This is a genomic window from Pseudomonas sp. NFX1 (assembly GCF_051123555.1).
GTDB lineage: Bacteria > Pseudomonadota > Gammaproteobacteria > Pseudomonadales > Pseudomonadaceae > Aquipseudomonas > Aquipseudomonas capeferrum.
In genome coordinates, this window is record NZ_CP169366.1 from 2853889 (window position 1) to 2878121 (window position 24233).

The following is a 24233-nucleotide window of genomic DNA, read 5'->3' on the forward strand; positions in this document are numbered from 1 at the left end:
CATGGCCTTTGGAGCCTGACAGCGGGCCCCGGCACCGGTACAATCGGTCTCTTTGCCGCAACGCTTGGAGTGCAATCTCCCGTGTCAGTTCTGCGCCTACCGCAACTGTCGGCCACGGCCGGCAAACAAACCTGGGGCAACCTGCCCGGTGCCGCCCTCAGCCTTGCCATTGCCGAAGCCGCCAGCAGCGCTGGCCGCTTTACCCTGCTGCTGACGGCAGACAGCCAGGCCGCCGACCGTCTGGAACAGGAGCTGCGCTTCTTTGCCCCAGACCTGCCGGTGCTGCCCTTCCCCGATTGGGAAACCCTGCCCTACGACCTGTTCTCGCCACACCAGGACATCATCTCCCAGCGTATTGCCAGCCTGTACCGGCTGCCGGAGCTGAGCCACGGCATCCTGGTGGTGCCGATCACCACCGCCCTGCATCGCCTGGCGCCGACCCGCTTCCTGCTGGGCAGCAGCCTGGTGCTGGACATCGGCCAGACCATCGACGTCGAGCAGATGCGCACGCGCCTCGAAGCCAGCGGCTACCGCTGCGTCGACACGGTGTACGAGCATGGCGAGTTCGCCGTGCGCGGCGCCCTCATCGACCTGTACCCCATGGGCAGCAAACTGCCCTACCGCATCGACCTGTTCGATGACGAGATCGAAACGCTGCGCACCTTCGACCCCGAGACCCAGCGTTCGATCGACAAGGTCGACTCGGTGCGCCTGCTGCCGGCGCGCGAGTTCCCGATGCAGAAAGAGGAAGTGACCCGCTTCAAGGCCCGCTTCCGGGAGCGCTTCGACGTCGATTTCCGCCGCAGCGCGATCTTCCAGGACCTGGCCAGCGGCATCATCCCGGCCGGCATCGAGTACTACTTGCCGCTGTTCTTCGAAGAAACTTCGACCCTGTTCGACTACCTGCCCAGCGATACCCAGGTGTTTTCCCTGCCCGGTGTCGAGCAGGCGGCCGAGCACTTCTGGAACGACGTGCGCGGGCGCTACGAAGACCGCCGTGGCGACCTGAGCCGGCCATTGCTGCCGCCTGCCGAACTGTTCCTGCCGGTCGAAGACTGTTTCGCCCAGCTCAAGCAATGGCCGCGGGTGGTGGTCAGCGCCGAAGACGTCGACCCGGGCGTCGGCCGTGAGCGCTTCCCGGCACGCGCCCTGCCGGACCTTGCCATCGAGGCCAAGGCCAACCAGCCGCTGGCCGCGCTGGCCGGGTTCCTCGACCAGTTCCCCGGGCGGGTACTGTTCACTGCCGAATCGGCGGGCCGTCGCGAAGTGCTGCTGGAACTGCTCGATCGCCTCAAGCTGCGCCCCCACACCGTCGAAGGCTGGACCGACTTCATCACCGGCTCCGAGCGCCTGGCGATCACCGTTGCCCCGCTTGACGAGGGCCTGGTGCTGGACGACCCGGCCATCGCCCTGGTGGCCGAGAGCCCGTTGTTCGGCCAGCGCGTGATGCAGCGCCGGCGCCGCGACAAACGTGGCGAAGCCGCCAACGATGCCGTGATCAAGAACCTCACCGAGCTGCGCGAAGGCGCGCCGGTGGTGCACATCGACCATGGCGTGGGCCGCTACCTGGGCCTGGCGACCCTGGAGATCGACGGCCAAGCCGCCGAGTTCCTCACCCTGGAATACGCCGAGAACGCCAAGCTTTACGTGCCGGTGGCCAACCTGCACCTGATTGCCCGCTACACCGGCAGTGACGACGCCTTGGCGCCGCTGCACCGGCTCGGCTCCGAGGCCTGGCAGAAGGCCAAGCGCAAGGCCGCCGAACAGGTGCGCGATGTCGCTGCCGAACTGCTCGACATCTACGCCCGCCGCGCCGCCCGCAAAGGCTATGCCTTCGCCGACCCGGCCGCCGACTACGCCACCTTCAGTGCCGGCTTCCCCTTCGAGGAAACCCCCGACCAGCAAAACGCCATCGAAGCCGTGCGCGCCGACATGCTCGCGGCCAAGCCGATGGACCGCCTGGTATGTGGCGACGTGGGCTTCGGCAAGACCGAAGTGGCCATGCGCGCCGCCTTCATCGCCGTGCACAGCGGCCGCCAGGTGGCGGTACTGGTGCCTACTACCCTGCTCGCCCAACAGCACTACAACAGCTTCCGCGACCGCTTCGCCGACTGGCCGGTGACGGTCGAAGTGATGAGCCGCTTCAAGTCGGCCAAGGAAGTGGCCAGCGCTGCGGCAGACCTTGCCGAGGGCAAGATCGACATCCTCATCGGCACCCACAAGCTGCTGCAGGACGATGTCCGCTTCAAGGACCTGGGCTTGGTGGTGATCGACGAAGAACACCGCTTTGGCGTACGCCAGAAGGAACAGCTCAAGGCGCTGCGCAGCGAGGTGGACATCCTCACCCTGACCGCCACGCCGATTCCACGCACCCTGAACATGGCCGTGGCCGGCATGCGCGACTTGTCGATCATCGCCACGCCGCCGGCGCGACGCCTGTCGGTGCGTACCTTCGTCATGGAGCACAACAACAGCACGGTCAAAGAAGCACTGCTGCGTGAACTGCTGCGCGGCGGCCAGGTGTATTACCTGCACAACGATGTGAAAACCATCGAAAAATGCGCCGCAGACCTCGCCGAACTGGTGCCGGAAGCACGCATCGGCATCGGCCACGGGCAGATGCGCGAGCGCGAGCTGGAACAGGTAATGAGCGACTTCTACCACAAGCGCTTCAACGTGCTGATCGCCTCGACCATCATCGAGACCGGCATCGACGTGCCCAGTGCCAACACCATCGTCATCGAGCGCGCCGACAAGTTCGGCCTGGCCCAGTTGCACCAGTTGCGCGGCCGGGTCGGGCGCAGCCACCACCAGGCCTACGCCTACCTGCTGACCCCTGCACGGCAGAAGGTCAGCAGCGACGCCGAGAAGCGCCTCGAAGCCATCGCCAATACCCAGGACCTGGGGGCCGGTTTTGTTCTGGCCACCAACGACCTGGAAATCCGCGGCGCCGGCGAACTGCTTGGCGAAGGCCAGAGCGGGCAGATCCAGGCCGTGGGCTTCACCCTCTACATGGAAATGCTCGAACGCGCCGTCAAGGCGATCCGCAAGGGCAACCAGCCGAACCTGGAGCAACCGCTCGGTGGCGGCCCAGAGATCAATCTGCGCCTGCCAGCGCTGATCCCCGAAGACTACCTGCCCGATGTGCATGCACGGCTGATCCTCTACAAGCGCATCGCCTCGGCGGCCGACGAAGAGGGCCTCAAGGACCTGCAGGTCGAGATGATCGACCGCTTCGGCCTGCTGCCCGAGCCGACCAAGAACCTGATGCGCCTGACCTCGCTCAAACTGCAGGCGGAAAAGCTCGGCATCAAGAAAGTCGATGCCGGCCCCAACGGCGGCAAACTCGAGTTCGAGGCCGAAACACCGGTCGACCCGCTGACCTTGATCAAGCTGATCCAGGGCCAGCCCAAACGCTACAAATTCGAAGGCGCCACCCAGTTCCGCTTCCTGGTCCCGATGGAACGCCCCGACGAACGTTTCAATACCCTTGAGGCGCTGTTCGAGCGCCTGACCCCACAGCCTGCCTAAGGAAGATCCATGCGTGCCATCCGTTGCCTGACCCTGCTGCTGGCGCTGTTCGCGCCAACAGCCTTCGCCGAAGGGGTGTATCAGGTAGAAATGATCCTGGTGCGGCAAAACAGCGTGCCCGCCTTCACCAGCCCGTTCGCGCCGGAAAACTGGCGCGCCGACGGCAACCCTCTGGACAAGGCGGCCGAGCGCCCGCTGGGCCTGGAGGACGAGGTCACCCGCCTGCAGGCCACCGCCGACTACACCGTGCTCATGCACAAGGCCTGGCAGCAACAGGCCGGCAGCGAGCCCAGCCGCATCGCCCTGAGCGAGGGTGAAGAGCAGTTCGGCCACTTCCCCATCGAAGGCAACCTGAGCATTGCCGAAGGCCGCTTCATTGCCGTACAGGCCAACTTCTGGGTCAACCAGCTCGACAGCAACGGTAGCGTGCTGCGCAGCGAGCAATTCAAGCAGAGCAACAGCAACGTCAAGGCCGGCCAGCTGACCTTCCTCGACGGCGGGCACCTGGCGGTGCTGCTGAAGGTGACCCCGGCCGGAATGCGCAAGTTGCCAGCGATGGACCCGGAGATGATGGAGCAGTGATGTGAGCGAGAGCGATGCGCAGTTCTTCGTCCGCGAGCATGACGGGTGGACGTTCACGTTTGACCGCAAAACCCTGCAGCGCGGCCTGGACTATGCCGAGGATGGCAGGAGCAAGATCGTATCGATCCTCGACCTGACCATCCGCGCTCAATGCGCAGGTTCCGGCGGCCGCGAATACTACCAACGCATCGAACTGGACATGACCGAGGACGGCCTTGAATGCGAGGGAACGTGCTCGTGCCCGGTCGGTGACAATTGCAAGCACTGCGCGGCGGCGCTCTATGTGCTGGAACGTGGCCCGGACTTTATCGAAGGCGCGCCAGACCAGCCCCTTGCTGCCACGCAGTCAGCGCAGCAATCCCTTGAACTGCCCCCCGAACTCGCGCACTGGGTGGAGGCGCTGGAACTACCAGCAGCACCCACTGCGGAGCCTGCCAAGCGAAAAGGCCCCGCACTCTACTACGTGGTGAGCAACAACCATGGCCAATGCATGCTCAGCGTTTTCAAAGGCACCCGGCAGGCCGATGGCACCTTGAAGCTGGGCCGCCCCAGTTCGATGCCCGAGCTCATCTACTACACGCCCAAATACGTGACCGATGAGGACTTGCGCGCACTGCGGCTGATCGATGCCCTCGGCAAGGATTACAGCCTGCCGATTGCGCGACTGGAAGGCAAAAAGGGCGCCGAACTCTATGAGTATGCGCTGGCCACCGGCCGCTTGCTGTACGACGAACAACAGGCTCCACTGGCCCAAGGCCCGGACCTGCCTGCCGAATTTCGCTGGGTGCGGCTGGACAACGGTAGCTATCGCGGCGCCTGGCACCATGATGAACATGCCCACCGGCTGGCACTGCCGCTCGACCCACTTTATTACGTGGACACCCAGAACGGGCAGACCGGCAAGCTGCTGCATGACCTTGACCCGTTCATTGCCAGTCAGTTGGCGAGCGCACCCACAGTTCCCGAGCACCTGATCATCCCGCTGAGCCATCGATTGAATGCGTTGAACCGGCAGGTACCGACCCCCACAACCGTGCGCAGCGAACAGATCGATGACATCCAGCCGCGCCCTCACCTGACCTTGGGCAGCCTCGAATTCAGCGCCTACATGCCCAAGACCGGCCGCATGCAGCGCCAGATGCAGCACCGCGCCGCGCTGTCGTTCGACTACGATGGCCTGCGCACCAGCGGCAGCGACGACAAGCCACTGACCCGCCTGGTGGATGCCACCAGCCAGCGCATTCGCCGCCAGCCCAAAGCCGAGCAGGCACTGCGCAAAGCCTTGCGCGACCTGGGCTTCAAGGCCGCCACCCGGCAGAGCAAAGCCCTGCCCGACAGCGCCGGCGAGATGCACCAGTTGCCGGATGACGAAGCCTGGCTGCACTTTGCCCGCAACGACTTGGCGCGCCTGCGTGAAGACGGCTGGGTGATCGATATCCACCGTGATTTTGCCTTCAACCTGCAAGAGGTGGACGACTGGTACGCCAACATTGACGAAGCCCCCGGCCATGAATGGTTCGACCTGGAGCTGGGCATCGTGGTCGATGGCCAGCGCCACAGCCTGCTACCGATCGTGCTGCAGTTACTGCGCAGCAACCCGGAGCTGCTGCGCGCCACCGAACTGGCCCGGCGCAGCGATGACGAACACCTGCTGATCGACCTCAACCGCGGTCGCCTCGACAGCCCTGCGTTGCGCGTCGCCCTGCCCTACGGCCGCATCAAGGCCGTCATGGGCACCCTTGGCGAACTGTACCTGCATGAACACGCCGCAGGCCCCTCGCTGCGTCTGGACCGCGCCGATGCCGCGCGCCTGAACGAACTCGATCACCTGCCGTTGCACTGGGAAGGTGGTGCGCATGTGCGCGATTTGGGCAAGCGCTTGCGCGACGCGCGCGACCTGCAGGTCGAGCCGCCCACGCAGTTGAACGCCACCCTGCGCCCCTATCAGCAACAAGGCCTGAACTGGTTGCAGGCCCTGCGCGAAATGGGTACCGGCGGCATCCTCGGCGATGACATGGGCCTGGGCAAGACCCTGCAGGCCCTGGCGCACCTGCTGCTGGAAAAACAATCCGGGCGCCTGACCGCCCCGGCCCTGGCCGTGATGCCGACCAGCCTGGTACCGAACTGGCTCGACGAAGCCCAACGCTTCGCCCCCGACCTGCGCGTGCTGGCGCTACACGGCCCGGGGCGCAGCAAGCATTTTGCCGCGCTGCATGACTACGACCTGGTCCTGACCACCTACGCCCTGGTACCCCGCGACCTCGAACACCTGCGCGCGCAGCCTTGGCACTTGCTGGTGCTCGACGAGGCGCAGAACATCAAAAGCAGCACCAGCAAGGCGGCCCTCGCCGTCTGCGAATTGCAGGCCGAACAACGCCTATGCCTGACCGGCACGCCCATGGAAAACAACCTCGGCGAGTTGTGGTCGATCTTCCACTTCCTGATGCCTGGCTGGCTGGGCGACCTCAAGCACTTCAACCAGGCCTACCGGACCCCGATCGAACGCCATGGCGATACCGAGCGCCTGGCCCACCTGGCCAGCCGCATCCGCCCGTTCCTGCTGCGCCGAACCAAAGAGCAGGTAGCCACCGAGCTGCCTGCCAAGACCGAAATGGTCCACTGGGTCGAGCTCAGCGATGCCCAGCGCGACACCTACGAAGCCGTGCGCGTAGCCATGGACAAGAAGGTCCGCGACGAGATCGCCCGCAATGGCGCCTCACGTAGCCAGATCATCATCCTCGACGCCCTGCTCAAGTTACGCCAGGTGTGCTGCGACCTGCGCCTGGTGAAGGGCGTTGAAACCAAGGGTAACCAGGCCGACAAGGGCAAGCTCGGGGCGCTTCTGGAAATGCTCGTAGAGCTGCTCAGTGAAGGCCGCCGGGTATTGTTGTTCTCCCAGTTCACCTCGATGCTGGCACTGATCGAGCAGGAACTGCAGAAGCGCAAAGTCCGTTACAGCCTGCTGACCGGCGACACCCGTGACCGCCGCACACCGGTGCAGGCATTCCAGCAGGGGGACAGCGAGGTGTTTCTGATCAGCCTCAAGGCAGGTGGCACCGGGCTGAACCTGACGGCTGCAGACACGGTGATCCACTTCGACCCCTGGTGGAACCCGGCCAGCGAGAACCAGGCCACCGACCGCGCTTACCGCATTGGCCAGGACAAGCCGGTGTTCGTGTTCAAGCTGATCACCCGCGGCACCGTGGAAGAGAAAATCCAGTTGTTGCAGCAGGAGAAGGCGGCACTGGCCTCAAGCCTGCTCGATGGTGGGCAGGCAGGGCAGTGGCGGTTGGGGGATGAGGAGATCGAAGCACTGTTCGCGCCGCTGCCTGGCAAGCGCGGGCGCTGAGCTTACGGCGTCCGCTTGGGGTTTTCGGCGCCTTCAGAATCGAGCGCCGCGCGGGCGGCGCTCGATCTCCAATACACCTCAAGCCTCAAGACATGCGCCTCTTGGCGAAAATCAGTCGACCAACTGCGCCTCTTTCAAGGCCCCCAACGCCTCCAGCCAACGCGGCTGCTGGCGATAATCGGTACGTGCAAAGCCCTGCCCCTGCATCCGCGCAATGCGCGGCGAAGGCTTGACCTTGAGCCGCTGCGCCGCACTCAATGCCAGCTCCGCCGCCGCCCGGTCATTGCACACCAGGCCCATGTCGCAACCGGCGCTCAAGGCAGCCTCGATCCGGTTGGCGGCATCCCCGACCACGTGCGCACCGGCCATGGACAGGTCGTCACTGAAGATCACCCCGTCAAAGCCCAACTCGCCCCGCAGGATGTCCTGCAACCAACGCCGCGAGAAGCCCGCCGGCTGGTTGTCGACCTGCGGATAGATCACGTGCGCCGGCATTACCGCCGCCAGTTGCCCGCTGAGCCGGGTGAACGGCACCAGGTCCGCCTGGCGCAACTGCTCAAGGCTGCGCTCGTCAGTGGGGATGGCCACATGGGAATCGGCCTCGGCCCAACCATGCCCCGGGAAATGCTTGCCACAGGCCGCCATGCCCGCAGCGTTCATGCCACGGATAAAGGCCGCCGCCAATTGCGTGGCACGCTGTGGGTTACCTTCGAAGGCGCGGCTGCCGACCACGGCGCTGCGCTGGTGATCCAGGTCCAGCACCGGCGCAAAGCTCAGGTCCAGGCCTACAGCCAAGACCTCGGTGGCCATCAACCAGCCGCATTGTTCCGCCAGGTACTCGGCGTTGTCGTTGTCGGCCAGCGCACGCATGGCCGGCAGGCGCACGAAACCTTGGCGCAGCCGCTGTACCCGACCACCCTCCTGGTCGACCGCCAGGATCAACTCAGGGCGAATCGCGCGGATCGACGCACACAGTTCGCGCACCTGGCGCGGGCTGTCGATGTTGCGGGCAAAAATGATCAAGCCGGCCACTTCAGGCTGGCGCAGCAGGTGACGGTCTTCGGCGGTCAGCCATTTACCGGCGATGTCCACCATCAGGGAGCCTTGCAGGCTGACGGTCATGGGAAATCCTTCATTGAAGACTTAAAGAAGCCCACTGGGGGCAAGCCGCCTGTTCGATGCGCACCCGGCAATGGACCGGCACCCGGTCGAACAGGGCAAGCAAATCGGTGTTGTGCAGGCGAATGCAGCCATGGGACAGCGGCACGCCCAAAGGTTCGCTCAGCGGGGTGCCATGCAGGTAGATATAGCGCCGGAACGTGTCGACCGCACCCAGCCGGTTGACGCCCGGCTCGCAGCCACTGAGCCAGAGTATGCGGGTGAGGACCCAGTCACGCCCGGGGAACTGCGCCTGCAGCTCGGGCGACCAGACCTCGCCGGTCCAGCGCCGCCCGCGCAGCACCGCATTCAGTGGCAGGCCCACGCCAATCTTTGCCCGCACCTGATGCAGCCCGCGCGGGGTGCAGCCCGAACCATTGCGCTCGCCCGCGCCATTGCGCGCCGTAGAAACCGCCAGGCGCACGCACAGCCGCCCCTGGGTGAACCCATAGAGGCACTGGTCGGCAAGGGATATGTGCAAAAAATCGAGATCGGGCATGGGCGCTAGCTTAGCCGAAGCGCCCTGCCCCGCCCAGCCTTCAGGCCTTGGCGGTGGTGGCGCTGGTGCTGGTCTTGCTGCGTGGGCGCAGTTGGGCCGCTGCCATCGCTTCGTCGGTAACCCCGCTGTCGGCGCGCATGCCCGCAGCCAGGAATGGCACCATCAGGCGCATGACCTGTTCGATCGAGGTATTGATGCCGAAATCGGTCTCGGCGATGGCACGCAGGGCCTTGATGCCGGACATGCTGAACGCGGCGGCGCCGAGCATGAAATGCACGCGCCAGAACAGCTCCAGCGGCGGCACCCGTGGCGCAGCCTCGTTGACCAGCAGCATGTAGCGGCGGAACACCTTGCCGTACATGTCTTCCAGGTAGCGGCGCAAGTGGCCCTGGCTCTGACTGAAAGCCAGCCCCAACAGGCGCATGAAGATGGACAGGTCGTTATTGCTGCGCGGCTGCACGGCCAGGGCCTGCTCGACGAGCATTTCCAGCAGCTCTTCGAGGCTGGGCTTTTGCTCCGGGCGCGCCTGACGACGCTCCAGCTCACGCTCGAGGCTGGCACAGAACGGCCCAAGGAAGCGCGAAAACACCGCCTGGATCAGGGCCTTCTTGGAACCGAAGTGATAGTTGACCGCTGCCAGGTTCACCCCGGCCTTGCTGGTAATCAGCCGCAACGACGTTTCTGCAAACCCTCTTTCCGCGAACAACTGCTCGGCAGCATCGAGAATGCGTTCAACGGTTTCCGATTGGGCCATGATTATTCCGCCAGACAAACAGGTGTTTGAAACATACGTTTCAGCCCTGCTTCTGTCAAGGCTCGGTGACCGGGCGGTCGCCATTTAAAAGCGCCCCATTACACGCTGCAAGCGACAAGTTGGCCAGCGCGGCACTTTTTGTTGCTGCTTGGCGCTTGCAGCTCATCCAGTACTGTATATAATCCCAGTCACTGTATAAAAAGACAGAGCGCTCACCATGTTGAAACTGACGCCACGCCAAGCCGAAATTCTCGCGTTCATCAAACGTTGCCTTGAAGACAACGGTTTCCCTCCAACGCGCGCTGAAATCGCTCAGGAACTGGGCTTCAAATCGCCCAACGCCGCCGAAGAGCACCTCAAGGCCCTTGCCCGCAAAGGCGCCATCGAGATGACCCCTGGCGCATCCCGCGGCATCCGTATCCCGGGCCTGGAAACCAAAGCCGAAGAGAACGGCCTGCCGATCATTGGCCGGGTCGCAGCCGGTGCACCGATCCTCGCCGAGCAGCACATCGAGCAATCTTGCAACATCAACCCGAGCTTCTTCCACCCTCACGCCGACTATCTGCTCCGCGTACACGGCATGAGCATGAAGGATGTCGGCATCTTCGACGGCGACCTGCTGGCAGTGCACACCTGCCGCGAAGCCCGCAATGGCCAGATCGTCGTCGCCCGCATCGGTGACGAGGTGACCGTCAAGCGCTTCAAGCGCGAAGGCACCAAGGTCTGGCTGCTTGCCGAAAACCCCGAATTCGCCCCCATCGAAGTCGACCTGAAAGAACAGGAACTGGTGATCGAGGGCTTGAGCGTCGGCGTCATACGCCGCTGATCCAGGAGGCGCCATGCAGCAGTTCATTCACGCACCCGAGCAAGCCCAGTTGCCACTGTTCGAAGCATTTCTAGCCCAGCCCATCCTGCCCGGCCTGAAAGCCAGCGAGCAGGCGCGCAAGATCAGCCAGCCCGATCTGTTCAGCGAGCTGTCGCTGCGCGGCGCTGCCGGGCACTGCCAGAGCCTGTTGGCCCCGGTGCTGCGCGAACTGAGCGAAGAGGACGATGCCCGCTGGTTGACCCTGATCGCCCCACCCGCAAGCCTGACCCAGGCCTGGTTGCGCGATGCCGGCCTCAACCGCGAACGCATCCTGCTGCTGCACCCTCGGGGCAATCAGAGCCCACTGCAACTGACTTGTGAAGCGCTGCGCCTGGGCCGTAGCCACACCGTGGTCAGTTGGCTTGGCAGCGTCAATGCCAGCGCGCGTCAACTGCTGCTTCGCTCAGCCAGTGCCGGAAACGCACAAAGCCTGAACATCCGCCTCGGCTGATGTTCAGGCTTTGCCTGTCACTCAGAAACCGCTGAGACCCTGCACGCCGATCAATGCAGAACGCGAGGGCCTTCTTCGCGTTCGAGCTCGCCGTCCATCAGGCGACCTGCCATTTGCACGCCCACACTGAGCATGGCCTTGGCCACTTCTACATGCTGACCCTGCAGGAACGCCTTGGCGTCTTCCGAGAAATCCAGGGTTACCAGAGAGCCCTCATCCTCCGCACGACGCAGTTCGATCCGGCCATCAGGCAACTCGACAATTTCCAGAAAAGACGTAGACATAAAAGGCTGTTCTCCACGAAAGGCCAGCATTGTACCAGCCGCAGCGGCTATCAGCACTCACTCAACGCGTCACGGAAACGCCTCACCAAGCTTTTGAGGTTGCTGCGCCAGCTTTCCAATTCTTCACGCGACAGCGCGGGCTGCTCGGGCTCATCGAGATTGACGGCCTGGATCAACGGCTGGGTGACATCGGTTTTAGGCGTTTTTTTCGCGACCGGTGGTCGGAACAGATCGGCATAAGCACTGAGCATTTGCGCCAGCCAGGTTTCCCGTTGGCGGGACAATTCCAGCAGCTCGGCCACCTCTGGGATAGCAATCTCATTGAAAGCATCGCCAGCCAGCAGCTGCTCGACATTAGCCCCTGCCGGCAAGCGGTAGAAACCGCCGATCTCATGGCACAGCCCCAGCAGTGCACCGTACAGGTGGAACAGTGCCGATTCGCGTTCGGCCTGAACCATGCCCTGGGCGTTCATGGCCTGGCCCTGTTCGGCCTTGGCCATGGACTCGAGTGCGAGGCCTGCGAAGAACAGCTTCTGATTGGTGCGGGTGTAGAGTTCCTGGGCCATTTCAATGCCCTCCCCTGAGATGCAGAACGATTGCAGCCAGTTTCCGGCAAGCCCTGCCCGGCCGCAAGCTGAATGTCCCTGAAATGACTGGGGGCCGCAAAGCGGCCCCCAGTTCAACGCCAATCAGCGTTTGTCTTCAACCTTCCACGCATTGCCGTCGTAGAACGCCTTCCAGCCCGTCGGCTTGCCATCGACCTCGGTCTGCACATACTGCTCCTTGGTCTTGCGGCTGTAGCGAATCACCGCTGGACGCCCTTCTGGGTCTTTCTGCGGTGCATCGCAGAGGAAGTGGTACTTCGGATCGATCTCATGCTTGTGCGGGACGATCTCCAACACCAGCGGTGCACGTGTCTCGCGGTTTTTCGGGAACTGGCTGGCCGCCAGGAACAACCCCGAAGCACCGTCACGCAACACGTAGGTGTCATCGACCTTCTCGCACTTGAGCTCCGGCATGTCCACCTTGTCCATCTTCGGTGGCGCCGCCTCACCACTCTTGAGCAGCTTGCGGGTGTTCTTGCACGCAGGGTTGGTGCAACCGAAGAACTTGCCGAAGCGGCCGGTCTTGAGCTGCATCTCGCTGCCACACTTGTCGCACTCCAGGCTCGGCCCTTCGTAGCCCTTGATGCGGTAGCTACCCTCTTCGATCTCGTAGCCCACACAGTCCGGGTTGTTACCGCAGATATGCAGCTTGTGCTTCTCGTCCAGCAGGTAAGCATCCATTGCCGTGGCGCAGATCGGGCAGCGGTGCTTGCCCAAGAGAACACGGGATTCCGACTCGCCTTCGTCGTCCGCTGCAATTTCGTCACCCGGCACCAGGTTGACGGTGGCCTTGCAACGCTCCTTGGGCGGCAGGCTGTAGCCCGAGCAGCCAAGGAACACGCCCGTCGAGGCGGTGCGAATCATCATTGGGCGACCACATTCCTTGCAGGCAATGTTAGTCATGGTCGGCTGGTTGGCACGCATGCCGTTTTCGGCCGACTCGGCTGTCTGCAGTTTTTTGCTGAAGTCGCCGTAGAACTCGTCGAGCACGTTCTTCCAGTCACGCTCGCCCTGGGCCACGTCGTCGAGGTTTTCTTCCATGCCGGCGGTGAAGCCGTAGTCCATCAGGTTGGCGAAGCTCTCGGACAGGCGCTCGGTGACGATGTCGCCCATCTTCTCGGAGTAGAAGCGGCGGTTGTGCAGGGTCACATAGCCACGGTCCTGGATGGTCGAAATGATCGCGGCGTAGGTCGACGGGCGGCCGATGCCGCGCTTTTCCATTTCCTTGACCAGGCTGGCTTCGGTGAACCGCGCCGGCGGCTTGGTGAAGTGCTGGCTCGGGTCGATCTGGATCAGCTTGAGCGCTTCACCCTGGACCATCTCCGGCAGTACGTCGTCTTCGCCAGGCTTGCTCTGTTGCGGCAGCACGCGGGTGTAACCGTCGAACTTGAGGATACGGCCCTTGGCACGCAGCTCGAAGTCGCCAGCGGCTACAGTGACGCTGGTGGACAGGTACTGCGCCGGCGGCATCTGGCAGGCCAGGAACTGGCGCCAGATCAACTCGTACAGGCGCTCTGCGTCGCGCTCCATGCCACTGAGCTTGGTCGGGTGGGTGTTGACGTCGGAAGGACGAATCGCTTCGTGCGCCTCCTGGGCCCCTTCCTTGCTGCTATACACCAGCGGGTTTTCCGGCAGGTACTGCTTGCCGAACTCGCGCTCGATGTAGCCACGCGCCATGTCCAGGGCATCAGCCGACAGGTTGGTCGAGTCGGTACGCATGTAAGTGATGTAGCCGGCTTCGTACAGACGCTGGGCCATCATCATGGTTTTCTTCACCCCGAAGCCCAGGCGGTTGCTCGCCGCCTGCTGCAAGGTGGAGGTAATGAACGGCGCCGACGGCTTGCTGCTGGTCGGGCGGTCTTCACGCTTGACCACGCTGTAGCTGGAAGCCTTGAGCTTCTCCAGTGCAGCCATGGTCTGTGCTTCATTCAGCGGCTTGAAAGCCTCGCCCTTCTCGCGCGCCACTTCGAAACGCACCTTGGCGTTCTTGGCGGTACCGAGGTCGGCGTGGATCTCCCAGTACTCTTCGGGGATGAAGGCGCGGATCTCGCGTTCGCGCTCGACCACCAGCTTCACCGCAACCGACTGGACCCGGCCGGCCGACAAGCCACGGGCAATCTTGGCCCACAGCAGCGGCGAAACCATGTAGCCCACCACGCGATCGAGGAAGCGTCGCGCCTGCTGGGCGTTGACGCGGTCGATGTCCAGCTCGCCCGGTTGCGAGAAGGCCTCCTGGATGGCCTTCTTGGTAATTTCGTTGAACACCACGCGTTTGTAGCGGCTGTCGTCACCACCGATGGCTTCGCGCAGGTGCCATGCGATGGCCTCCCCTTCGCGGTCCAAGTCGGTTGCGAGATAGATGGTGTCGGCGTCCTTGGCCAGGCGGCGCAGCTCTTCGATCACCTTTTCCTTGCCAGGCAGGATCTCGTACTTGGCCTTCCAGCCGTGATCGGGGTCGACACCCATTCGCGCCACCAGCTGGCGGCGTGCCTTTTCTTTCGGCGAAAGGGCCGGCGCCTCACCCGCAGCCTTACCACGCTTGGCGGCCGGCTCTTTGCTAGCGCTGGCCGAACCGCTGGTGGGGAGGTCTCGGATATGGCCGATACTCGACTTCACCACGTACTGGTTGCCCAGGTACTTGTTGATGGTCTTGGCCTTGGCCGGGGATTCCACAATGACCAGCGATTTGCCCATGGATCGGAGTATTCCTGAATCTGAAAGATGAAAAACGCGTCAGGTGCCAGACGCGGCACCGCTATATATAGTGGCAAAAGAGTGAGGTCAAGCGCGGTCGTTCACACGTGCGACTTGCCAAGCAACCCTGGCAGCCCCTCTTCGGCCTTGACCAAAGCAAAGCGTGGCACTTGCTCGCCGTCAACCTCGACGGACTCCTGGAACATCGAAAGGGGGCGTACCCAGAACCCGTAATCACCATACAGGCATTGGTAGAACACCATCCACTCTTCGCTCTCGGAGTGCTGCGCAACACTGAAGACACGGTACTCAGGCCCCTTGTAGTGCCGGTATACGCCTGGCTGTATCTGCATGCTACTCACCCTCTTGAACAAATCTTGTAAAAAACAAAAACCGGGGCACATGGCCCCGGCTGCTGTCCCGCAACGCGATCAGACGCGTTCGAAGACAGTGGTGATGCCCTGGCCGAGGCCGACGCACATGGTGGCGACCCCCAGAGTACCGCCGTTCTGCTTCATGACGTTGAGCAGGGTGCCGGAAATCCGTGCCCCAGAGCAACCGAACGGGTGGCCCAAAGCAATGGCGCCGCCGTGCAGGTTAACCTTCTCATCCATCTTGTCGAGCACTTTCAAATCTTTGAGCACTGGCAGGGCCTGTGCAGCGAAGGCTTCGTTGAGCTCGATGAAGTCGATATCGGCCATGGTCAGGCCGGCGCGCTTGAGGGCTTTCTGGGTCGCCGGCACCGGGCCGTAGCCCATGATCGCCGGGTCGACACCGGCCACGGCCATCGAGCGAAGCACCGCCAATGGCTGGATGCCCAGGTCCATGGCACGCTGGCCAGACATTACGATCATGCACGAAGCGCCGTCGGTGATCTGCGACGAAGTACCGGCGGTAACGGTGCCACCTTTGGGGTTGAACGCCGGCTTGAGCGAGGCCAGCCCTTCGAGGGTGGTTTCCGGGCGAATGGTCTCGTCGAAATCGAAGACCTTCAGGAAGCCGTTCTCGTCATAACCCTGCATCGGGATGATCTCGTCCTTGAACTTGCCTTCTACCGTCGCCTTGTGGGCGAGCTGGTGCGAACGCAGGCCGAACAGATCTTGCTGTTCGCGGCTGATGCCATGCATTTTGCCGAGCATCTCTGCAGTCAGGCCCATCATCCCGGAAGCCTTGGCGGCATGCAAGGACAGGTGCGGGTTGGGGTCGACGCCATGCATCATGCTGACGTGGCCCATGTGCTCAACACCCCCGACCACGAACACATCGCCATTGCCAGTCATGATTGCCTGGGCGGCGGTGTGCAGCGCACTCATCGACGACCCGCACAGACGGCTGACGGTCTGCGCCGCCGACGTATGCGGGATCGGGGTCATCAGCGAGGCCATGCGGGCGACGTTCCAGCCCTGCTCCAGGGTCTGGTTGACGCAGCCCCAGATCACATCCTCGACCTCTTTAGGGTCGACCTTGCCGTTGCGCTCCAGCAGCTTGGTGATCAGGTGCGCCGACATGTCTTCGGCGCGCGTGTTGCGGTGCATGCCACCCTTGGAGCGGCCCATTGGTGTGCGACCGAAGTCGACAATCACCACGTCTCTTGGATTGAGGCTCATATCAAATCTCTCGCTCTACTCTTGCGTTGGCCGCTCAGTTGAAGAAACGCTGGCCGCTCTTGGCCATTTCGCGCAGCTTCGCGGTCGGGTGGTACAGCGGCCCCAGGTCGGCGTACTGATCGGCCAGGGCGACGAATTCGGCGACACCGATCGAGTCGATGTAGCGCAGCGCACCGCCGCGGAACGGAGGGAAGCCAATGCCGTAGACCAGACCCATGTCAGCTTCGGCGGCGGTCTCGACAATGCCGTCTTCCAGGCAGCGCACGGTCTCCAGGCACAGCGGGACCATCATCCAGTTGATGATGTCGTCGTCGCTGACTTCACGTTGCTCGAACACGATCGGCTTGAGCACGTCGAGCACGGCGGCATCGAACACCTTCTTCGGCTTGCCGCGCTTGTCGGTCTCGTAGGCGTAGAAGCCTTTGCCGTTCTTCTGGCCCAGGCGGTTGGCCTCGTACAGGGCGTCTACCGCCGAGCGGCGCTCGTCTTTCATGCGGTCCGGGAAGCCCTCGGCCATGACGTCGCGGCCGTGGTGGCCGGTGTCGATGCCGACCACGTCCATCAGGTACGCAGGGCCCATGGGCCAGCCGAAGCGCTCCATGACTTTGTCAATACGCACGAAGTCGACACCAGCGCTGACCAGCTTGGCGAAGCCGCCGAAGTACGGGAACAGCACGCGGTTGACCAAAAAGCCCGGGCAGTCGTTGACCACGATCGGGTTCTTGCCCATCTTCTTGGCGTAGGCCACGGTGGTGGCAACCGCCACATCACTGGACTTCTCGCCACGAATCACTTCGACCAGCGGCATCATATGCACCGGGTTGAAGAAGTGCATGCCGACGAAGTTCTCGGGGCGCTTGAGCGCCTTTGCCAGCAGGTTGATGGAGATGGTCGAGGTGTTGGACGCGAGGATGGCGTCCTCTTTCACCTGGCCTTCGACTTCTGCCAGCACGGCTTGCTTGACCTTCGGGTTCTCGACCACGGCCTCGACGACGATATCGACGTTGGCGAAATCACCATAGGACAGGGTCGGACGGATGGCATTGAGTGCTTCAGCCATCTTCGCCGGGGTCAGGCGGCCCTTCTCGACGCGATTGCCCAGCAGCTTGGAGGCTTCGTTCAAGCCCAGCTGGATGGCGTCTTCGCGGATGTCCTTCATCAGAATCGGCGTGCCCTTGACCGCCGATTGGTAGGCAATGCCGCCACCCATGATGCCGGCGCCGAGCACGGCAGCCTGCTTCACGTCATGGGCGATTTCGTCATGGGCCTTGGCCTTGCGCTTGAGCTCCTGGTCGTTCAGGAACAGGCCGATAAGGCTCTCGGCAACCGAGGTCTTGGCCAGCTTGGCAAAGCCTGCGGCCTCGATTTCCAGGGCTTTGTCACGGCCGAAGTTGGCGGCTTTCTGAATGCTCTTGATCGCTTCGACCGGCGCTGGGTAGTTCGGCCCAGCCTGGCCTGCGACGAAGCCCTTGGCCGTCTCGAATGCCATCATCTGCTCGATGGCATTGAGCTTGAGTTTTTCCAGTTTCGGCTGGCGCTTGGCCTTGTAGTCCAGTTCGCCGCTGATGGCGCGCTTGATCAGGTCAAGGGCACCAGCCTGCAGCAGCTCCGGGGCGACCACGGCATCGACGGCGCCTACTTTCAGGGCGTCTTCGGCGCGGTTTTCCTTGCCGGCGGCAATCCACTCGACAGCGTTGTCCGAGCCGATCAGGCGTGGCAGGCGCACAGTACCGCCAAAGCCTGGGTAGATACCCAGTTTGACTTCAGGCAGGCCAATCTTGGCGCTGCTGGACATGATCCGGTAATCGGCCGCCAGGCACATTTCCAGGCCGCCGCCCAGGGCGATGCCGTTGATGGCGGCTACGGTCGGCACTTCGAGGTCTTCGAAGGCGTTGAAGATACGGTTGGCTTCCAGGTTGCCGGCGACCAGTTCGGCCTCGGGCAGCTTGAAGTTGTCGACGAACTCGGTGATGTCGGCGCCGACGATGAACACGTCCTTGCCACTGCTGACGATTACGCCTTTGACCGAAGCGTCGGCCTTGATGGCATCGACGGCCTGGCGAAGCTCGTTCAGGGTCAGGCGGTTGAATTTGTTGACGGACTCACCCTTGAGGTCGAACTTGAGTTCGACGATGCCACTTTCAAGAGCCTTAACCGTGATGGCTTTACCTTCGTAAATCATCAACTGATCTCCACGATATGGAAGCTAACTGTACACGCCGGTCGCTGCTGCCCAGGCAGGCCATGTGGCCCTGCCCCAGGCACACCCGTCAGCGCGCTAGTCGGGACTATGAACGAGCCGTGTGACATACAAACGCTCAATTCATACGCCCGTTTGATTTGGGTGTGCACACATTCTCCGAAAAGATCAGCGTTGTCAAATGCTCACGCACAGAGTGAAAACACGACTTTCCGGTCATTTTGTAGCGTCTGGGTACAAAGCATGACGTCAGTGATCACGGGGCATTCATGTCAGCGATTGACCACGAGAAGGAGGGCATGACCCTGCGGGGGAAGATTTTTCCGGCATTTCACTGGCAGCCGACTACACTGCCAATGGCTTCAAGCATTCCCGGCCTGCCTGGCCTTTTCTGCGCAGCAGAACGCAAAGCGGCGACTTGGCACCCCACCCCTTCAGGGGCTCTGCCAAGCCGCCGCTTTGTCGTTAAGCAATGTGTCAGGCGAGTGTTTCGAGGACCTGGGCAATATCCTGCAATACAGATTTATCGCCCCGCTCGGTCCAGTACAAGGCGATCATGCGCGGGTCGGCTTCGACCTTGTAGACGCTGGCGGGCAAGCGCGCAAAGGCCTCGGCAAGGCGCGGGTCCTCACACGGCTCGCGCCACTGGTTCCACCACACGCCCGGCGTAACCTGCCAGTAACAGAAGCTGTCCTCACGCCCCCGGCGCCGTGCGCGATGGTACTGCGGGCAGGGGCTTGGCGGCTCCTTTTCCAGCCAGTGCGGCCACTGCTGGGGCGCCAGCTGCATGGCCAGCCCCATGCGCCGCGCTTCCAGGCGCAGGTTCATCTGCTCGCTCTGCTTGCGCGACGTGCGCAACCAGGAAAGCGGGCTGAGAATCAGCGCAAGGATTGACACCACCAGCAATACCGTCATATCAGTAGACCCCATAAAGCGTTGCAAATGAGCTGGTTAGCCATTTTTCACGGAAGACCCGCCCGAAAGCGACCATACTTCTTCTATCGCGATTGTCAGGAGTACCGCTCATGTCCTACGAACATCTTCTGGTTGCTGTCGACCTGACCGAGGAGTGCGACCCGGTGATCAAGCGTGCCATGGCGCTGGCAGCGCCGTACAACGCCAAGGTCTCGCTGGTGCACATCGTCGAACCCATGGCCATGGCTTTTGGCGGTGACGTCCCCATGGACCTGTCGCAACTGCAGCAACAGCAGTTCGACCAGGCCAAAGAGCGCATGGACCGCCTGTTCAACAAGTACCCGGACATCAAGCGCGGCGATTCGCACCTGACCTACGGCCAGCCACGCCAGGAAATCCACCAACTGGCCAAGGACCAGAAGTGCGACCTGATCGTCGTGGGCAGCCACGGCCGGCATGGCCTGGCGTTGCTGCTGGGCTCCACCGCCAACGATGTACTGCACGGCGCACCCTGCGATGTGCTAGCGGTGCGTCTGCTGAAGAAGGAATGAGTTGACCTGTGCCAGCTTCTTCGCGGGTTTACCCGCGAAGAAGCCAGTGCAGATCAAAAGCTGATCACCCTTCCAGCTCGGCCCAGCGCTCTACCAGCGCATCCAGCTCTGCCTGCAACTGCTCGATCTTGGCCAGCACTGCGGTGGTCTCTTCGATCGACCGCTGATAGAAACCTGGCGCATTGACCTCTTCCTGGGCCGCCGCCATGCGCTGTTCGACCTCGTCGATCTGCCCAGGCAGCATCTCCAGCTCACGCTGCAGCTTGTAGCTGAGCTTCTTCTTCGAGGCATCGGCAGCAGCCGCCACCGGCACCGGTGCCGCTTGCACTTCCTGCTTCTCGACCACCGCGCTGTTGAGTTCGGACTTGCCGCCCTTGCTCTCGGTTACCCCCAGCAGCTTGGGCGAACCGCCCTGACGGATCCAGTCCTCATAGCCGCCGACATACTCGCGCACCTTGCCCCCACCTTCGAACACCAGGGTGCTGGTGACGACGTTGTCGAGGAAGGCCCGGTCGTGGCTGACCATCAGCACCGTGCCCTTGTAGTTGGCCAGCACCTCTTCCAGCAATTCGAGGGTTTCCACGTCCAGGTCGTTGGTCGGTTCGTCGAGCACCAGCAGGTTGGCCGGCTTGCTGAACAGTTTGGCCAGCAGCAAACGAGCACGCTCGCCACCCGACAGCGCCTTGACCGGGGTACGGGCACGCTGGGGGCTGAACAGGAAGTCGCCCAGGTAGCTCAGCACGTGGCGGTTCTGGCCATCGATCTCGATGAAGTCACGGCCTTCGGCCAGGTTGTCGATCACGGTTTTTTCCAGATCGAGCTGATGGCGCATCTGGTCGAAATACGCCACTTCCAGCTTGGTGCCACGCTCGATCTTACCCGACGTCGGCTCCAGGTCGCCGAGCATCAGCTTGAGCAAGGTGGTCTTGCCGGTACCGTTGGCACCCAGCAGGCCGATGCGATCCTGGCGCTGCAGGACCATGGAGAAGTCCTTGACCAGCATCGGGCCTTCGGCATGGGCGAAGCTGACGTTCTCCAGCACCATGACCTGCTTGCCGGACTTGTCGGCCGCTTCGATCTGGATGTTCGCCTTGCCCTGACGCTCACGGCGCTCGCCGCGTTCAACGCGCAAGGCCTTGAGGGCACGCACACGCCCTTCGTTGCGGGTACGGCGGGCCTTGATGCCCTGGCGGATCCACACCTCTTCCTGGGCCAGGCGCTTGTCGAACAGCGCGTTGGCGGTTTCTTCCGCAGCCAGCGCGGCTTCCTTGTGCACCAGGAAGCTGGCGTAGTCGCCGTTCCAGTCGATCAGGCCACCGCGGTCCAGTTCGAGGATGCGGGTCGCGAGGTTTTGCAGGAAGGAGCGGTCGTGGGTGATGAACAGCACCGCACCATTGAACCCGCGCAGCGCCTCTTCAAGCCAGGCGATCGCACCGATGTCCAGGTGGTTGGTCGGTTCGTCGAGCAGCAGCAGGTCAGGCTCGGACACCAGCGCCTGGGCCAGCAGCACACGGCGGCGCCAGCCACCGGACAGCTCGGCCAGGGTCTTGTCGGCGGGCAGTTGCAGGCGGCTCAGGGTGCTATCCACCACTTGCTGCAGGCGCCAGCCGTCACGGGCTTCGAGCTCGTGCTGAACGTGCATGAGTTTTTCCAGGTCTTCGTCGCCCTGGATGTTCTGGCTCAGGTGGTGGAACTCGGCCAGCAGCGCACCCACGCCGTCAAGGCCCTCGGCCACCACATCGAACACGCTGCGCTCGTCGGCCAGCGGCAACTCTTGCGGCAGCTCGCCGATTTTCAGGCCCGGGGCGCGCCAGATCTCGCCGTCGTCGCCTTTCTGTTCGCCCTTGACCAGGCGCATCATGCTCGACTTGCCGGTGCCGTTGCGGCCGATGATGCACACCCGCTCACCACGAGCGATCTGCCAGGACACTTTGTCCAGCAGCGGCATGGCGCCGAATGCGAGGGACACATCGCTGAATTTGAGCAGGGTCATATTGGTCTCCAGAAATCGGGCGCGCATTCTACCTGACTTGGGGCCCGAGGGCATTAAGTTGACCACCCTGCGAGGGCTTTACGACATCTGGTCGAACTTAATGTCTTGATACAAGCACTGTGCTTTCATCTGCCGCCGGCAAACGGCTAAGCTAAGGCCATAGCTTCCAACAGTGCTGGCTTCGCCGTCACTTCCCCATGGTTCAACTGCCCGGACGTATCATGCGCAGCCGCCTGTTACAGATTGCATCCTGCCTGCTGCTTACCGCCGCCACCGCCAGCGCGGCGCAGGCCCTCGACCTCACTCAACAACGCCAGTACTACGACGAGGCCAAGCGCGCCCTGGCCAAGGGCGACAAAGGCCCTTACCTGCGCTATGCCCAACAGTTGCGCGACTACCCGCTGACGCCTTACCTCACGTACGACGAGCTGACCGCGCGCCTGAAAAGCGCCAGCAACGAAGAAATCGAAGGGTTCCTGGCCAAGCATGGCGACCTGCCCCAGTCCAACTGGATGAAACTGCGCTGGTTGCGCTGGCTGGCCGAGCGCGGCGAATGGAATACCTTCGTCAAGTACTACGACCCCAAACTCAATTTCACCGAACTGGACTGCCTCAACGGCCAGTACCAGTTGAGCCACGGCCTGCGCGCCGAAGGCTATGCCACGGCCGACAAGCTGTGGAACGTCGGCAAGTCGCAACCGGCGGCCTGTGACACGCTGTTCGGCATGTGGGCCGCCGAGGGCCAACTGACCGAGGCCAAGCGCTGGAACCGCGCCAAACTGGCGGCACAGGCACGCAACTATGGCCTGGCCAACAACCTGGTCAAGACCTTGACCACCCTCGGCCCGCAAGGGCGTCTGCTGATCGACGTGGCGCAAAAGCCCGAGCTGCTCAACCAGCCATCGCGCTTCAGCCCGGTCAACGAAGCCATGTCCGACGTGGTCAGCCTCGGCCTGCGCCGCCTGGCCCGGCAGGACCCGGAGCGGGCCATGGGGCTGCTCGATGACTACGCCCAGCGCATGCACTTCTCGCGCGATGAAAAGGTCGCCATCGCCCGCGAAATCGGCCTGACCCTCGCGCGCCGCTACGACCCTCGCGCGCTCGACCTGATGACCCGCTACGACACCGAGCTGCGTGACAACACCGTCAGCGAATGGCGCCTGCGCCTGCTGCTGCGCCTGGGCCGCTGGGAGGATGCCTACGAGCTGACCAAACGCCTGCCCCAGGACCTGGCCAGCAGTAGCCGCTGGAAGTACTGGCAAGCCCGCAGCCTTGAGCTGGCCCAGCCGAACAACCCGCAGGTCACCCTGCTGTACAAGACCGTGGCGCGCGAGCGGGATTTCTATGGGTTCCTTGCAGCCGACCGGGCGCAGACCCCCTACCAGTTGAACAACAAGCCACTGGCACTGAGCCCGCAACTGGTCAGCAAGGTGCGCAACACCCCGGGCATCCAGCGCGCGCTGGAATTCCATGCCCGCGGGCAGATCGTCGATGGGCGCCGCGAGTGGTACCACGTCAGCCGCCACTTCAACCGCGACGAGATGGTCGCCCAGGCACGCCTGGCCTACGACCTGCGCTGGTACTTCCCGGCCATCCGCACCATCAGCCAGGCGAAGTACTGGGATGACCTGGATATCCGCTTCCCGATGGCCCACCGCGACACCCTGGTGCGCGAGGCCAAGGTCCGTGGGCTGCATTCAAGCTGGGTGTTTGCCATCACCCGCCAGGAAAGCGCCTTCATGGAAGATGCACGCTCCAGCGTGGGCGCCAGCGGCCTCATGCAACTGATGCCGGCCACCGCCAAGGAAACCGCGCGCAAGTTCAGCATCCCGCTGGCCTCGCCTGCGCAGGTGTTCAACCCGGACAAGAATATCCAGTTGGGGGCCGCGTACCTGAGCCAGGTGCACAGCCAGTTCAATGGCAACCGGGTACTGGCTTCTGCGGCCTATAACGCAGGCCCCGGGCGGGTACGCCAGTGGCTCAAGGGCGCCAAGCATTTGAGCTTCGATGTCTGGGTCGAATCGATACCCTTCGATGAGACACGTCAGTATGTGCAGAACGTGCTGTCGTATTCGGTGATCTACGGGCAGAAGCTCAACTCGCCGCAGCCGCTGGTGGATTGGCACGAGCGGTACTTCGACGATATGTAGCTGCGTCGGGGTCGTGTAGGGGCCGCTTAGCGGCCCTTTCCGACC

18 protein-coding genes are annotated in these 24233 nt (G+C 63.0%); 7 read left to right on the plus strand and 11 right to left on the minus strand.

The window, feature by feature from the left end:
• The first annotated feature begins 81 nt into the window (after nucleotides 1-81).
• Genes mfd through DJ563_RS12870 form a run of 3 tightly spaced genes read left to right on the plus strand, consistent with a single transcriptional unit; the run spans nucleotide 82 to nucleotide 7462 of the window.
• On the plus strand, nucleotides 82-3531 hold the full coding sequence (gene mfd, locus DJ563_RS12860; RefSeq protein ID WP_434519639.1) for a transcription-repair coupling factor: 3450 nt from the start codon (nucleotides 82-84) through the stop codon (nucleotides 3529-3531).
• 9 nt (nucleotides 3532-3540) lie between these two features.
• Nucleotides 3541-4113, plus strand: coding sequence for a CsiV family protein (locus DJ563_RS12865; RefSeq protein WP_156310706.1), 573 nt, complete (start codon nucleotides 3541-3543; stop codon nucleotides 4111-4113).
• A gap of 1 nt (nucleotide 4114) precedes the next feature.
• Nucleotides 4115-7462 carry an SNF2-related protein gene (locus tag DJ563_RS12870; protein ID WP_434519640.1) on the plus strand — a complete coding sequence of 1116 codons (3348 nt, stop codon included), beginning with the start codon at nucleotides 4115-4117 and terminating at the stop codon, nucleotides 7460-7462.
• Between the two features lie 111 nt (nucleotides 7463-7573).
• Here DJ563_RS12870 and nagZ read toward each other — a convergent pair whose 3' ends face one another.
• The 3 genes from nagZ to DJ563_RS12885 are packed head-to-tail and all read right to left on the minus strand — an operon-like array spanning nucleotide 7574 to nucleotide 9873.
• A complete protein-coding gene (nagZ, locus tag DJ563_RS12875; protein ID WP_274097387.1) occupies nucleotides 7574-8572 on the minus strand; it encodes a beta-N-acetylhexosaminidase in 999 nt (332 codons plus the stop codon).
• Between the two features lie 22 nt (nucleotides 8573-8594).
• Nucleotides 8595-9119, minus strand: a complete 525-nt coding sequence (locus DJ563_RS12880; protein ID WP_274097384.1) for a L,D-transpeptidase — start codon at nucleotides 9117-9119, stop codon at nucleotides 8595-8597.
• Between the two features lie 40 nt (nucleotides 9120-9159).
• Nucleotides 9160-9873 carry a TetR/AcrR family transcriptional regulator gene (locus DJ563_RS12885; protein ID WP_033700410.1) on the minus strand — a complete coding sequence of 238 codons (714 nt, stop codon included), beginning with the start codon at nucleotides 9871-9873 and terminating at the stop codon, nucleotides 9160-9162.
• 217 nt (nucleotides 9874-10090) lie between these two features.
• Between DJ563_RS12885 and lexA the strand changes: the two genes are divergently transcribed.
• Both lexA and sulA read left to right on the plus strand, forming a co-directional pair.
• Nucleotides 10091-10699, plus strand: coding sequence for a transcriptional repressor LexA (gene lexA / locus DJ563_RS12890; protein WP_033700412.1), 609 nt, complete (start codon nucleotides 10091-10093; stop codon nucleotides 10697-10699).
• A gap of 13 nt (nucleotides 10700-10712) precedes the next feature.
• The gene (sulA, locus tag DJ563_RS12895; RefSeq protein ID WP_033700413.1) at nucleotides 10713-11189 is read left to right on the plus strand and encodes an SOS-induced cell division inhibitor SulA; all 477 of its coding nucleotides are present in this window, start codon (nucleotides 10713-10715) and stop codon (nucleotides 11187-11189) included.
• A gap of 50 nt (nucleotides 11190-11239) precedes the next feature.
• On the opposite strand, the gene DJ563_RS12900 is transcribed toward sulA, so the two are convergent.
• From DJ563_RS12900 to DJ563_RS12930, 7 genes are all read right to left on the minus strand, one after another.
• Nucleotides 11240-11473: a hypothetical protein gene (locus DJ563_RS12900; RefSeq protein WP_274097383.1), complete on the minus strand. Its 234-nt coding sequence runs from the start codon at nucleotides 11471-11473 to the stop codon at nucleotides 11240-11242.
• A 50-nt stretch (nucleotides 11474-11523) separates the two neighbouring features.
• Nucleotides 11524-12039 carry a DUF6586 family protein gene (locus DJ563_RS12905; protein WP_434519641.1) on the minus strand — a complete coding sequence of 172 codons (516 nt, stop codon included), beginning with the start codon at nucleotides 12037-12039 and terminating at the stop codon, nucleotides 11524-11526.
• Between the two features lie 123 nt (nucleotides 12040-12162).
• Complete coding sequence (gene topA, locus DJ563_RS12910) at nucleotides 12163-14772, minus strand: type I DNA topoisomerase (protein WP_274097381.1); 2610 nt, start codon at nucleotides 14770-14772, stop codon at nucleotides 12163-12165.
• A 101-nt stretch (nucleotides 14773-14873) separates the two neighbouring features.
• Complete coding sequence (locus tag DJ563_RS12915; RefSeq protein ID WP_033700421.1) at nucleotides 14874-15125, minus strand: DUF1653 domain-containing protein; 252 nt, start codon at nucleotides 15123-15125, stop codon at nucleotides 14874-14876.
• Nucleotides 15126-15203: 78 nt separating this feature from the next.
• A complete protein-coding gene (gene fadA, locus DJ563_RS12920) occupies nucleotides 15204-16379 on the minus strand; it encodes an acetyl-CoA C-acyltransferase FadA (protein ID WP_033700424.1) in 1176 nt (391 codons plus the stop codon).
• A 34-nt stretch (nucleotides 16380-16413) separates the two neighbouring features.
• Nucleotides 16414-18561 (minus strand): fatty acid oxidation complex subunit alpha FadB, encoded by a 2148-nt coding sequence (gene fadB, locus DJ563_RS12925; RefSeq protein ID WP_320327371.1) that lies wholly within the window; start codon nucleotides 18559-18561, stop codon nucleotides 16414-16416.
• Between the two features lie 495 nt (nucleotides 18562-19056).
• Nucleotides 19057-19494 carry a hypothetical protein gene (locus DJ563_RS12930; RefSeq protein WP_274097380.1) on the minus strand — a complete coding sequence of 146 codons (438 nt, stop codon included), beginning with the start codon at nucleotides 19492-19494 and terminating at the stop codon, nucleotides 19057-19059.
• A gap of 110 nt (nucleotides 19495-19604) precedes the next feature.
• Between DJ563_RS12930 and DJ563_RS12935 the strand changes: the two genes are divergently transcribed.
• Entirely contained in the window at nucleotides 19605-20045 is a 441-nt protein-coding gene (locus DJ563_RS12935) for a universal stress protein (RefSeq protein ID WP_186654027.1), read from the plus strand.
• Nucleotides 20046-20109: 64 nt separating this feature from the next.
• On the opposite strand, the gene DJ563_RS12940 is transcribed toward DJ563_RS12935, so the two are convergent.
• Complete coding sequence (locus DJ563_RS12940; protein ID WP_434519642.1) at nucleotides 20110-22038, minus strand: ATP-binding cassette domain-containing protein; 1929 nt, start codon at nucleotides 22036-22038, stop codon at nucleotides 20110-20112.
• Between the two features lie 221 nt (nucleotides 22039-22259).
• On the opposite strand from DJ563_RS12940, the gene DJ563_RS12945 reads away from it, so the two are divergent.
• The gene (locus tag DJ563_RS12945) at nucleotides 22260-24188 is read left to right on the plus strand and encodes a transglycosylase SLT domain-containing protein (protein ID WP_434519643.1); all 1929 of its coding nucleotides are present in this window, start codon (nucleotides 22260-22262) and stop codon (nucleotides 24186-24188) included.
• Nucleotides 24189-24233: the final 45 nt, after the last annotated feature.

Coding starts and splice junctions, on each gene's coding strand:
- DJ563_RS12940 (WP_434519642.1), bottom strand. CDS start 22,038: ATGACCCTGCTCAAATTCAGCGATGTGTCCCTCGCATTCGGCGCCATG.
- DJ563_RS12885 (WP_033700410.1), bottom strand. CDS start 9,873: ATGGCCCAATCGGAAACCGTTGAACGCATTCTCGATGCTGCCGAGCAG.
- DJ563_RS12935 (WP_186654027.1), top strand. CDS start 19,605: ATGTCCTACGAACATCTTCTGGTTGCTGTCGACCTGACCGAGGAGTGC.
- DJ563_RS12880 (WP_274097384.1), bottom strand. CDS start 9,119: ATGCCCGATCTCGATTTTTTGCACATATCCCTTGCCGACCAGTGCCTC.
- DJ563_RS12915 (WP_033700421.1), bottom strand. CDS start 15,125: ATGCAGATACAGCCAGGCGTATACCGGCACTACAAGGGGCCTGAGTAC.
- DJ563_RS12945 (WP_434519643.1), top strand. CDS start 22,260: ATGCGCAGCCGCCTGTTACAGATTGCATCCTGCCTGCTGCTTACCGCC.
- lexA (WP_033700412.1), top strand. CDS start 10,091: ATGTTGAAACTGACGCCACGCCAAGCCGAAATTCTCGCGTTCATCAAA.
- DJ563_RS12930 (WP_274097380.1), bottom strand. CDS start 19,494: ATGACGGTATTGCTGGTGGTGTCAATCCTTGCGCTGATTCTCAGCCCG.
- fadB (WP_320327371.1), bottom strand. CDS start 18,561: ATGATTTACGAAGGTAAAGCCATCACGGTTAAGGCTCTTGAAAGTGGC.
- DJ563_RS12865 (WP_156310706.1), top strand. CDS start 3,541: ATGCGTGCCATCCGTTGCCTGACCCTGCTGCTGGCGCTGTTCGCGCCA.
- sulA (WP_033700413.1), top strand. CDS start 10,713: ATGCAGCAGTTCATTCACGCACCCGAGCAAGCCCAGTTGCCACTGTTC.
- topA (WP_274097381.1), bottom strand. CDS start 14,772: ATGGGCAAATCGCTGGTCATTGTGGAATCCCCGGCCAAGGCCAAGACC.
- DJ563_RS12900 (WP_274097383.1), bottom strand. CDS start 11,473: ATGTCTACGTCTTTTCTGGAAATTGTCGAGTTGCCTGATGGCCGGATC.
- DJ563_RS12905 (WP_434519641.1), bottom strand. CDS start 12,039: ATGGCCCAGGAACTCTACACCCGCACCAATCAGAAGCTGTTCTTCGCA.
- fadA (WP_033700424.1), bottom strand. CDS start 16,379: ATGAGCCTCAATCCAAGAGACGTGGTGATTGTCGACTTCGGTCGCACA.